Source organism: Paenibacillus dakarensis, assembly GCF_001373415.1.
Classification (GTDB): Bacteria; Bacillota; Bacilli; order Paenibacillales; family Paenibacillaceae; genus Paenibacillus_AQ; species Paenibacillus_AQ dakarensis.
The window spans coordinates 22,431-33,821 of the sequence record NZ_CDSE01000008.1 but is presented as its reverse complement, the minus strand read 5'-3'; the positions used below and the strand labels follow the sequence as shown (position 1 = coordinate 33,821).

Genomic DNA, 11,391 nt, shown 5'->3' with positions numbered 1-11,391 from the left:
TTTCACCGCCACAGGCGATGCTACTCCTGGACCGCATGCAACAAGCCACGTTACAGGCGGCACGGATGTTATTCCTGATGCTGTAACAGGCGGTTCAAGTGGGCTGATGACAGGTACCGATGCACAGTTTGTGAGAGTGAACGGGGAAACAAAAGAAGGAGCGCAGGAGAAAGCTGATGCCGCTCAACAAGCTGCAGAGGGATATGCGGATGAAAAGATTGCTGCGCATTCGGCGGATAATGCGTCATTAACCACAAAAGGTCACGTCCAATTGAGTAATAGTGTTACAAGCACGAGTGAAGCGTTAGCTGCTACACCGAAAGCCGTTAAAACGGCAATGGACAGAGCAGACGCGGCTTTTCAATCAGCCAGTGACGGCAAGACAGCGATTGCTAATGCAGTAAATGCTAAAGGTGTGACGGCGAGCCCAGCCGATTCATTTCCGACACTGGCCACAAAGATCGGGCAAATTAAAACAGAAACGCCTATAACAGCGGGCAATCAGTTCGTTTATATTGATGCTGAAGAGATTAATAAAACCACAACAACATATTCGAAGGCGCGCGAAGTATTGATAAGCAAAGCTGGAACATATCGAGTGTCATTCTTCTTGAAAGGAACAGGGGTAATTCAAGAGTATGGAAAAATCTATGTGAATGGTCAGCCTAAGGGAACCGAGAGATCAAGTTATTCATCTATCGGTGCTGTTTTTACGGAGGATATAACAATACCACAAAATTCAACAATAGAAATTTGGTTAAGAGCTACTCTCGAAAATCATCCTGCCTATTTAAAAGATTTTAAAATAGGTGTAGATACAGGCATTTCGTTTGTTAAAAGGTTATAGGAGGTAAGGTTATGAAACTAAAACTTCAATATCAAAATAATGATGAACGTCAATCAATATTGAAAACTCATTCAGATAAATACCTTATCGAAGAACAAAACATCAAGGAAGGTAACTTCTTAATATTTTCGGATGAAGCTCCATTGCCGTCTTTAGAAGTACAAGTGAGCGATCTGAGACAAGACAATGTAGTTTTAATGGATGCACTCGCAACAACTTTTGAGGAAATTCTGATGCTACGTGAAGAGATTAATGTATTAAATGGAGGGGGTGTCTAATGGTCGATTTATATTATAAGTTGGTTAGAGAAGGTAAGAGAACGATAGAAGAGGTGCCTGAGAGGTTTCGAATGGAAGTACAGGAGAAGTCAAATGCTTAGTTTTATCATTAAATTAATCTTAGGAGGAATTGAAATGGTAGACTTATACGTAGCTTTAATTGTTAACGGAAGACGCACAATTGACCAAGTTCCAGAACGTTATCGCGAACAAGTAAGAATCGATTTATCGGCTCTTGGACTTGATGAAAACGGAAACTTGCTACCAACTGAATAATTACGGCTTAGGACCAAACTGCGACACAGTTTTAAATATGAATTATTTTTTACAATAGGAACAAATGTTTCAAATTTACTTCCATATCAGATCATGGTATGGTATTTTTGAAGCAGGTAGACCGGACTGATCATCTGGTCGCTAACGCACCTAGGGGGCGTGCCTGCTTCTGTTTCATTTGGCACGAAAACCTCCTGAAGCGATAACCTTCCCTAGGAGGAATACAAATGAATATGCAAGTGGCCGGGGAGCAGATGCTCTCAGAGATGGTAACCATGATATATAACATGGTGCCTACTATTGACGTTGACAAGCTGAAAAACAAGCTTTCCTCAATCGTCTCGAAGTTTCATGTAACAAGGGTCGAGCAAGATGAAGTCCACCCTGATCTGACGGAGAAGATTGAGCTGTTCTTAGCTTCCAAAAAGCTTGAGGGTCTGAGTCAGATTACACTGAAAGGGTATGGGCTTGATTTAAGAATCTTCGCTGATAGGGTCAAGAAGAAGACTGGAGACATTACAGCAGCGGACATCCGGATGTATCTTGGACAATTCAGTGATCTCAAAATGAGCTCAGTCGGTAAAAAATTATCAGTTCTGAAAAGCTTTTTCAGTTGGCTGTCTTCAGAAGAATTTATACAACGAGATCCATCGGCAAAGCTCAAAACACCTAAGCTTGAAAAGAGGGCTCCGAAAGCCTTGAGCATTGAAGAATTGGAGCTGCTAAGGGAATCATGCCAGACAGTCCGACAGCGTGCGTGCCTTTTTAGAAGCGCTATACGCAACCGGCTGCCGGTTATCTGAAATATATAGCCTGAACCGTACCGATATCAATCAGCAGACGATGAGTTGCCGTGTGATCGGTAAGGGGAATAAAGAGCGAGAGGTATACTTTAGTTTCAAAGCGATGTACCACATTAAGAAATACCTCATGAATCGTCTGGATGAAGATCAAGCGTTATTTATTACAGAGCGGAAACCATACCGCCGATTGTCCCATCGTGGCATTCAGCGTGAGATTGCGATCATAGCAAAATTGGCAGGGATGGAGAAGCGTGTAAGTCCTCACACCCTGCGGCATACATTCGCAACCTTGACACTTAATAACGGTGCTGAGCTTGCTGCAGTACAGCAGTTACTAGGTCATGAGTCACCAGCAACAACTCAGATATATGCTCAATACACTGCGGAAAAGAAGCGAGAGCAGCATAAGAAGTACCTGGTTCAATAATCGATATCCAACACGCCTTTATAATAGGGCGTGTTTTTTATATACCGAGTGGTATTGAAATTAATTATTAGTAGGTGACTTATATGGACCCATGGATATCATCACCACATAATAGCAAACAAACCATCGTCACTATTGCTGACGGCATCAACCAAGCAATAGAATCCATAGATATCAAAGACAGTCAATCAACGTCTGCGATCAATGTGGATTCTTTTTTATACCCAACCCTGCAGACCATAGATGGCTATGCCCTCCACAGCCAACACACGGGCTATATTAACCGTCTGTTTAAGTTCCAAGGTACTTGGTACTGCGGCAACAGCAGGGGGCTGTATAAGTTCACAGGTTCCTCGTGGGCAACAGTATACGAATACAGCAGTGCGGATAATAACCGGTTGTGGGATACGGCGCAGTTCTTCGATGGTAGCAAGCTGTATTTTATTGATGGGGCACTGCAGCTGCGGCAGTATGACGGTTCAACACTCTCCACCGTATCCAGTGCGCCGGTGAGCAATTACCTTACCACCTACGCCAACCGTTTTTATCTGGCGAACAAGAACGATAATCTGCTGTCATACTCTGGTCTGAGGGACGCAAACGACTGGACCAGCACCAACAAATACACCGGAACAGGTAAAATCACGGTTGAAACGCAGGACGGCGAGAAACCTTCCGGCCTGACTAACTTTGCAAATCACGTAATCCTGTTTAAACGCTACAGCATGCACAAATTGTTCGGCGAGGATTCCACCAATTTTAATATGACTCAACCTTACGGGGTTGGGTGTATAGCCGATCGGACTATTGTTCCGACTCGGGATTCATTGTTCTGGCTCGGTCCCGATGGATTCTACGACTACATGGGCGGAGCTGCACCGACAAAGATCAGCGACCCGATTAAAAAATACATCGAACAAATCAATATGTCATACGCCCAACACTGCTGTGCTGGCACAGATGGGCGTTTTGTTTATCTGTCTCTTGTCACGGGTTCAGCAGCACTCCCGAATGTAACACTTAAGTTTGATTTAGTCACTCGGTCATGGTGGCCTGTGGAGTTCGTAGCTACGTCTTACTTTTTGGATGGACAGACGCTTTATTTCGGCACAGCTGACGGCAAGATCATGCGAATGGGAAGTAACGCCTTCAACGGAACACCGATCAACTGGAGCATAGAAACGAAACCATTCAGCGCGGATGAGACGGCTAGAAGCGTCTTGCACAAACTTTTCATTGTGGCTGATATAGAAGTTGGGTCCACCCTTAAAATCGCTTATGCAGGCGGTACAGAGGGCGGAGCGTGGACGGTGGCACAAACGATGAGCAACGGAACAGGAATGATTCAGAGTATCCGCATTCCAGTGGTGGTCCGCACACCTGAATTCTGGTACAGACTCAAGCTTTACGGCACTGGAAAGGTTAAGATTCACCGTATCATTAGAGAAGTATCAAGGAGGGGCGCATAGTGGCGAATGTACAATTACCAAGCTTCAACACAACGCCTTCAGACATTGACAATTCAGGCATGGATGATCTTAAGAAACATGTTAAATCATTGCTGAATAGTACGATTCAATTGAATGAGGAACTGACTTTTCTTTTGAACAACCTGGACACTCGGAATGTTAATGAGCTAAATGCAGAGGTTATTACAGCCGGTTCGATCACAGCGGATAAAATCCAAGCGAATTCCATTGATACAGCACACTTAAGGGCGGATGCGGTTACTGCTGAAAAAATCAATGTTAATGAATTATCAGCTATTGCTGCAAATCTTGGACACATCATATCCGGGTTAGTCGAATCGGTCGAGATATATGGATCGTATATTGCGACTAGAAGAGGAGCATTCCCTCGGTCGGAGATGAGTAACCAAGAACATTTATTCGCGGCTTACAGAAATGAGAGTAACTTCGTAAAAATATCCCCGGATCTCTCTGGTGCCCCCGGGGTAAGATTTACAGTAAATGGTGCGGTTTTAGGTTCTTTAAACACATACCTTGGCTACTTGGAGTTGTGGGGTCCTTCAATTTTGAAGCTTACAGCGCCTACGGTAAGAGTTAATAATTGGAGTAGCTTGCGCTCTGATAGTACAGGGCTCTCTCTTCAACAAGAATTAGATAGTATATGGAGTGCTTTGAACAGCAAAGCTAATAGCTATCATACACATACAGTTACTATTCCAAACCATAATCACGGAAATCCTGACAACCAAAACAGTGGCGGCGGTACTTTTAATGTGACTTAGTATTGAATCGAAGGAGACAAACGCCGATAATACAGGTATAAATTACCTAAAGGCGGTGCCAGTAGTATGAAAAAATTTGTTTCTGGTATGATTGTTGGGTTGCTGATGTTTGCAGGGGTATCTGTTTTTGCAGACTCTTCAAGTTTAGTAGGAAGAACAGTGTCGGGAATATTTTCTGTAGTAATGAACGGTGAACAGTTATCAGAGGCTGTAATTATTGACGGTAAGGCTTATGCTCCAGTTAGGTCCATAGCTGAAGCAACAGGAACTGATATTAAAGTAAAAGGAAAACGCATCATCATTCAAGATAAGGAGGTTCAAACTGTGAGTGAACCAACACCTTCAAATACACCAACGGGAAAAGATGATCCTTGGGAAGTCAAAAAGCAACAAGAAATTCAGGGTCTACTGTATGGGATCGAGGACAGAAAGAAAGAAATAGAGAAATACCAAGAGTTTCTTATGTTGGAAAAAGACAAACTTACAAAGGCCGAATCTCCACAACTAAAAGAAAATTACAGAGCTAGTATTGAAATGTTGGAAATAAATATCAGTAACGCTCAAAACTCTATCGAAGAGGCAGAAACAAGGATTGCAGAACTACAAAGCTAAACAGAAGGACTCCATTCGGGGTCCTTTTTCTATTGCAAAGGAGTGAGACCATGGCAGTAAACGTAAAGAAGCTTGAAGAAACGACAAACCCCTTCACCAAGATTACTAATTCCAATGCAGCAATACAAAAACTCGCTCAACAACGTGTGCAACAGCAGAACACACCCGTTATAAAAGGCACTGTCACTTCAGTCACAAACCCTTCTGTGCAGTCAGTTGCGGCTAATGTGTCACCGAATACTATGCAATCAGCTAAACCATCGTATATGCAAGAAGCTCAGTCACTTTATGAGATGATGAAAAACCGCGCCACTCAGCCGGTTAGAGAGTTTTCATATGATCCACAGTCCGATCCAGCATATCAAGCAGCGTTACAACGTGCCAGATCGAATATTGATGCAGGTAACTCCCAAGCGCAGGCAGAAATGAACCGCCGTGGGATCCTGAACAGCACAATCACATCAGATCGGATGGGTGAAATATCATCTAATGAAATGGGACGAGTGGAAACGGATGTACTTCCTTCACTCATGCAGGCTGCCTATCAACGTTATGCAGATCAGATAGCCCAAGAACAGCAGCAATTCCAGAATCTTGGCTCGCTGTACGGTATGAACATTGGTGAGGATCAACGTGGATTTGACAACAAGGTAACAGAGGCTGGATTAACAGGAAACTATATGCCATCCGGAGCGCAGGACATTATCAATAATATCCTGGACCTGAAACGGCAGGCTGAGCAAAAAGGATTGACCGCAGCAGAACGAGCTAACCTTAGCGCCAGAGCTGACGGATTTCGCGCGCAATTAAGTTCTATGGGTATTGACCCTAGTTACTATGGCTCCAACGTAAACTCCAAACAGGCGAGTCAAACCAACCCTGCACTCCGTACACTCCAAGGGCAACAACTGGATATGCAGAACAAGGCAGCTAACTGGAGCGCTGCACAGAGCGTATGGGATGCTTCGGGTCGGATGGTTACTCCTCAAAGGGATTGGACGGGGTTAATCAGACAGGTGCAGAACGGAAACGCCCCAATGACGATGGCAGCTCAACAGCAGCAGTTTATTCAAAATCAACAATTAACCGAAAACCAATTCCGAAATGAACAGTTTGCATATCAAAAGGCCAGAGATGGAATCAGCGACCAGCAATGGAAAGCTAAATTTGACGAGGATGTTCGTCAATTCGGTCTGAGTTATGGTCTGCAGAAACTCTCTGAACAGAATCAACAGGCTTATCGTGAAGCACAAATCGGATTAAGCCAGGATGACAACGCCCGCATGTGGTCTCAACTTGATGCAGAGTTGGCACGATCATCATCTGGAGGCGCAGCAGAGTATAAAGGCATGAGTGCAAATCAGGTTTATGACGCTGTACGCAGTCGATTCTTGAAAACAGATAATAAATCAGGAAAAGAGTACATCCCTACTGACGCCGGAACGAAACAGAAAATATATGAATCTGTCGGCGGTATGGGATTACCTCAAGGGCAAGATGAACAAGTCATGATGATGCTTGGTCTGACAGCTGCAGATATTGCGAAATACGATAAACAGTATGGGGTTACCTCGGGAAACTGAGTAGCCCCACCACCTCATCAAATGGTGTTGGGGCCTATAAGAATTACTATAAGGCTGTAAAGGATGCCAAAGCCAACCCGAAAAACTATACCATAGCGCAATCTGCCGTATCGAAAGCGATTAGTGACCTGGGTCTACCGAGCAGTTGGCTGCAGCCGACATTGGAATTGGTTGCTCGTGAATCTAGTTTTAACTCACAAGCAGCGAATCCGACGTCATCCGCGCGTGGGTTATTTCAGTTTTTAGATATGACTCGGAAAAACTACGGCGGTAATAAAGTCAATTGGAACGACCCATACGAACAGGCGAAGGCAGGATTGAAGTACATCAAAGATCGGTACAGCGATCCAGTCAAGGCCCTGCAATTCTGGGACAAAAATAACTATTATTAAGGCGGTGTCGGCATGGCGACAAGAGCAGAACAAATCAGGAAGCGCCTGCAGCAAGGAGAGGAGGCAAAAGAGCGTGTCTTGAGCGGTATGTACAATCAACCAAAGCCCTCAACTCCTATGGCCAATCCACGCACTCAGGCTATTCGGAATTATGTTCCACCGGACCCTGCCGGCACTCCAATGCCCGAGTTGATGCAAAGCTTTCCGAACATGAACCCTTTAAACTCATCTCTAATACGCGGAGTCATGGGCGATCAGACAGCTCAGAAGACTTGGGAACAAGCGAGTGGAATGAAATTTGAACCTACATTCGGACCACCACCGCCTCCGCAAGTGTCTGAGTATGAAAAGGGATTGCAGGCAATTGAGGGGAATCGTCCGGATGGATTTTTAGGTAACCTATACGATTACACGGTTGGACCATTTGCAAAAGCTAATAACTGGTTGTGGTACGGGAATCCTGTTGGACAGTTTACAACCAGAACGATTGGCTCAGGCGGCAGTATGATCCTGGGTACACCGTCAGCCCGTCCAGCAACCACCGGGAATCCAATTGCAGATAAAGCGGCAGATATTACGGGGATGATCGGTGGTGTGGCTGGCATGGCGTTTAACCCTGCAGCAGCAGGTGTTCAAGGTCAGAACTTAATTACAGGACCGCTGAACGTGGCAAGAAATGTACTCGGTACTGGAGTGGGCCAGAAGGCGCAACGAGCATTATCCTATGGTATCAATTCAGCTATGCCAGCAATTAAGACATCAACGGCCAATAGAATTGCACAGGCAGGGTTAGAAGGTGCGATGACTGGCGCAATCGGCGGTGCTGCTACAGGACTGGTACAAGGGCAGGACAGCGGTCAAGAGATCATGCGCAACACTCTGTTAGGTGCAGGACTCGGGGCGGCTGGTGATGCTCTGGTAACTGGTGCGGCGGCGGGGATTAACAAATTCAGAGCCAGCCGTATGCCGGACATATCCTCTCCACCAGCGGCAAACAAGACACCAGATATTGCACCGATTTCATCCCGCCCTGCTGCGGCAGCGGTGGATAATATTGAGACGGCCAACGCAATGCAAGGTAATTGGTTTACGAATCTCTTTGGTGATCGTGGTGTAGGTATCTCCGCATTCGGTAGTAACAAGCGTGTGAATGCCGGTCCATTAACAACAGCAGATCAAATCGTCCGTAATAGCATCAAGAACGATGCTCAAGGCGTAACATCAGAAGTTGCCGCGACAGCTCGAGCAGCCTATCAAAATTTCGTGGATCGATTATCACCACTTAAAAAGATCAGTCCACAAGCGTATGATGCCGCTATGGATGCAACACGTTCAAACAATATCGCTAATACGATTATTCGGGATAAGTTCGTTAATCCAGAAGGAACGGTGATCGGTGAAGGTCTGAACAACATATTTAAGAAAGTAGCTCGGGGTCAGGATAAATCATTCGTGGATTACCTGACCCTCCGCCATGCGCGGACTCGTGTGGCTCGTGGTGAGCGTGTATATGCAGAGAACCTTGGTATGACACCAGAAACTATACAGGCTCGCATCGAGATGTATGATAAGCGTCATCCGGGATTTTCTCAGATTGCTGAAGAGTGGGATAAATTCAACGATAATGTGCTCCAGGAGTTCGGCGTTAATGAGGGGTTAATCACGCAAGAAATGAAGGATCAGTTGCGTGAGATGAATCCGAACTACTCACCTATGCGCCGGCAGTTCAGCAGATCAGAGAAGCCGGGTAAAAAGTTTTTGGCCAAGACAACCAATTCATCATTCAGCGGACAAAAAGCACCACTTAAAAAGGTCAGCCCAACCGGTTCCGTCCGTGATATCGTGGATCCACGTAAAACCACGGTGGAGATGGTTGGCAGCTGGACAAACGCAGCGATGAACAACCGAGTCATGCAGGAGATGGTTAGAGCAATCACAAAGGACCCTGATCGATTCAAGGGTGTTGCTGAAATTGTGAAGAAGCCGAAGGACAAGACGGATCTGCGGCAGCTATTATTTGAAGGCGGTATGGATGACTTTGCAGAAGCTATAAATGATGATTTCAAGAATCTATTTAAGACCACTCGTCTGGATCAGGACAACATTGTTCGCGCCATGATTGATGGTCAGCCGGTTTATCTGCAGGTGTACGATCCGGAAGTAGTAAAGACTTTAATCGGCATGGGGCCACAGGCATCCAACGTACTCCTGGACGTAGCGACTGCATTCAGTAACGCAACCAAGCGCGGTGCAACGGGTGCGCTTGCTCCTGTTTTCGCTGTGAAAGGTGCCACGATGGACTTGGTACAGGCGGCGATCCAAGCGAAGAACCCGGCGAAACAAGCGGCATATACGGTGTACGGAATCATGAGTGGTATTGGTGACAGGTTGAACATACCTGGACTGAGAAACATGGCTCAAGAATTTCGCAGGGCAGGCGGTGAGTACTCAGCTGCTCTAAAGGGTGATCGGAAGCTAAACCGGAATATCTCTGATATGACCCGTGATCCGTTGCTCTCACCAAAAGGTATTGCCAAAGGTGTGAAAAAGACGATTGCAGCACCGTTCAAAGCGCTTGAAGCTGTAGGAGATATTGCAGAGAACGCTCCTCGTATGGCGGCATTTAAACAAGAACTGGACCGTTTGGGTGAACGCACACCGGAGAACGTCCGGCAGGCAATGAACTCAGCCCGTGAAGTGACAGTTAACTTCTCCCGGCGTGGCGCTATGAGCCGAGACATTGAGGCATTTATCCCGTATAACAACGCGGCTGTACAAGGGACATATCGAGTGATGAGTGCATTTAAAAAGAACCCAGTCCGTACAGGTCTGGCGGTAGCGGCGCTGTCTGTTATGCCGAAACTTTACGAATATGCTCAGTTCCATGATGATCCGGATTATCAGAAGCTCCCGGCTCGGGAAAGGTATCGTTTCCTTTTCGTCAACAAGAATGAAGACGGCACATTCACCAAAATTCCGATGGAACCGGCGTATAATTCCTTTGGTGAACTGACGATCAGTGCACTGCGGCAGTTTAAGGATAACGACCCAACAGCGTTCAAGGATTCCATGGACGCATTGGCCAACGTATGGCTGCCACCTGTTGCGACTGGAGCCCTGCAAGGACTGACACAAAGCAGTGGTTTGGAGGGATCAATCGAGGGTTCCCTTAATGCGACTATCGCAGCTCCTGCAGTTGCAGTGACAGCTAACAAAAGCTTCACCGGTGCGCCGATTGAATCCCGTTCGCTTGAGAATTACTCGCCGGAAAATCGTTATGACGAGCGCACATCCAGCGTAGCTATTCAACTTGGTAAGGTCATGAATATGTCACCGAAGAAGATTGATTACCTGATCAGGGCTTATGGCGGAGACCCGGCGCGGCTGCTCTTACCTCTGACGAGTCAACAAGGGGCGGGTAACGCACGGAACGCCCTTTTGAAGAACTTTATTGTAGACCCGGAGTTTACCAACACCTTATCCACTGATTTCTACAACGCAAAGGATAAGCTGAATCAAGCTCATTACGATGCTCAAGACGGTCGTGGTGAGGTTCCATCATGGTATAGTGAAGACCTTCGCAAGATGGTCACATCCACAGCTAAGGGGTCAGTAAGCAAGCGTCTGTCAATCCTTAACTCTGAGAAGCGTGCGGCAGGGTCAGATAAGTCACTCACAACCAAGCAACGCGCAGATAAGCAACGTGAAATTCAGCGGAAGATCAATGAGATTTATATCGATGTGAACCAGCGTTTAGAAGAGGCAGGGGTACCATTAAAATAACTTGTTGACAAGCACTAGGTAACTTGGTAAATTATAACTACAAAACCTAAGGCATAGGTCGAAAAGAGTCCAGGGAAAGCATCCCTCGGGCTCTTTTTGTTTTGGGGGAAACATGGAATATATAGATATGGAAGATGAT

Annotated in this window: 12 protein-coding genes; all 12 read left to right on the top strand. The window is 45.9% G+C overall.

Annotation, left to right across the window (positions count from 1 at the left end; translation table 11 throughout):
- The coding region (locus BN1234_RS02035; protein WP_170307971.1) for a tail fiber protein at positions 1-847 on the top strand (847 nt) is incomplete at its 5' end.
- Positions 848-858: 11 nt separating this feature from the next.
- Positions 859-1,125 (top strand): hypothetical protein, encoded by a 267-nt coding sequence (locus BN1234_RS02030; RefSeq protein ID WP_054955004.1) that lies wholly within the window; start codon positions 859-861, stop codon positions 1,123-1,125.
- Positions 1,125-1,226, top strand: coding sequence for a CD1375 family protein (locus BN1234_RS22895; protein ID WP_156337110.1), 102 nt, complete (start codon positions 1,125-1,127; stop codon positions 1,224-1,226). Before BN1234_RS02030 ends, BN1234_RS22895 begins: the two co-directional genes overlap by 1 nt.
- Positions 1,219-1,401 (top strand): CD1375 family protein, encoded by a 183-nt coding sequence (locus tag BN1234_RS02025; protein ID WP_054955003.1) that lies wholly within the window; start codon positions 1,219-1,221, stop codon positions 1,399-1,401. The genes BN1234_RS22895 and BN1234_RS02025 overlap by 8 nt, the downstream gene beginning before the upstream one ends.
- A gap of 227 nt (positions 1,402-1,628) precedes the next feature.
- Entirely contained in the window at positions 1,629-2,204 is a 576-nt protein-coding gene (locus BN1234_RS22680) for a site-specific integrase (protein ID WP_245640058.1), read from the top strand.
- Positions 2,155-2,631, top strand: a complete 477-nt coding sequence (locus BN1234_RS22675) for a tyrosine-type recombinase/integrase (protein WP_245640057.1) — start codon at positions 2,155-2,157, stop codon at positions 2,629-2,631. Before BN1234_RS22680 ends, BN1234_RS22675 begins: the two co-directional genes overlap by 50 nt.
- Positions 2,632-2,714: 83 nt before the next feature.
- Complete coding sequence (locus BN1234_RS02015; protein WP_054955002.1) at positions 2,715-4,100, top strand: hypothetical protein; 1,386 nt, start codon at positions 2,715-2,717, stop codon at positions 4,098-4,100.
- Complete coding sequence (locus BN1234_RS02010) at positions 4,100-4,882, top strand: hypothetical protein (protein ID WP_054955001.1); 783 nt, start codon at positions 4,100-4,102, stop codon at positions 4,880-4,882. The genes BN1234_RS02015 and BN1234_RS02010 overlap by 1 nt, the downstream gene beginning before the upstream one ends.
- A 66-nt stretch (positions 4,883-4,948) precedes the next feature.
- The gene (locus BN1234_RS02005) at positions 4,949-5,494 is read left to right on the top strand and encodes a hypothetical protein (protein ID WP_054955000.1); all 546 of its coding nucleotides are present in this window, start codon (positions 4,949-4,951) and stop codon (positions 5,492-5,494) included.
- A 50-nt stretch (positions 5,495-5,544) separates the two neighbouring features.
- Positions 5,545-7,077, top strand: coding sequence for a hypothetical protein (locus tag BN1234_RS02000; RefSeq protein WP_054954999.1), 1,533 nt, complete (start codon positions 5,545-5,547; stop codon positions 7,075-7,077).
- Between the two features lie 161 nt (positions 7,078-7,238).
- Positions 7,239-7,469 (top strand): aggregation-promoting factor C-terminal-like domain-containing protein, encoded by a 231-nt coding sequence (locus BN1234_RS23010; RefSeq protein ID WP_170307970.1) that lies wholly within the window; start codon positions 7,239-7,241, stop codon positions 7,467-7,469.
- A 12-nt stretch (positions 7,470-7,481) separates the two neighbouring features.
- Positions 7,482-11,252: an LPD38 domain-containing protein gene (locus tag BN1234_RS01995; RefSeq protein WP_054954998.1), complete on the top strand. Its 3,771-nt coding sequence runs from the start codon at positions 7,482-7,484 to the stop codon at positions 11,250-11,252.
- Positions 11,253-11,391 lie beyond the last annotated feature (139 nt).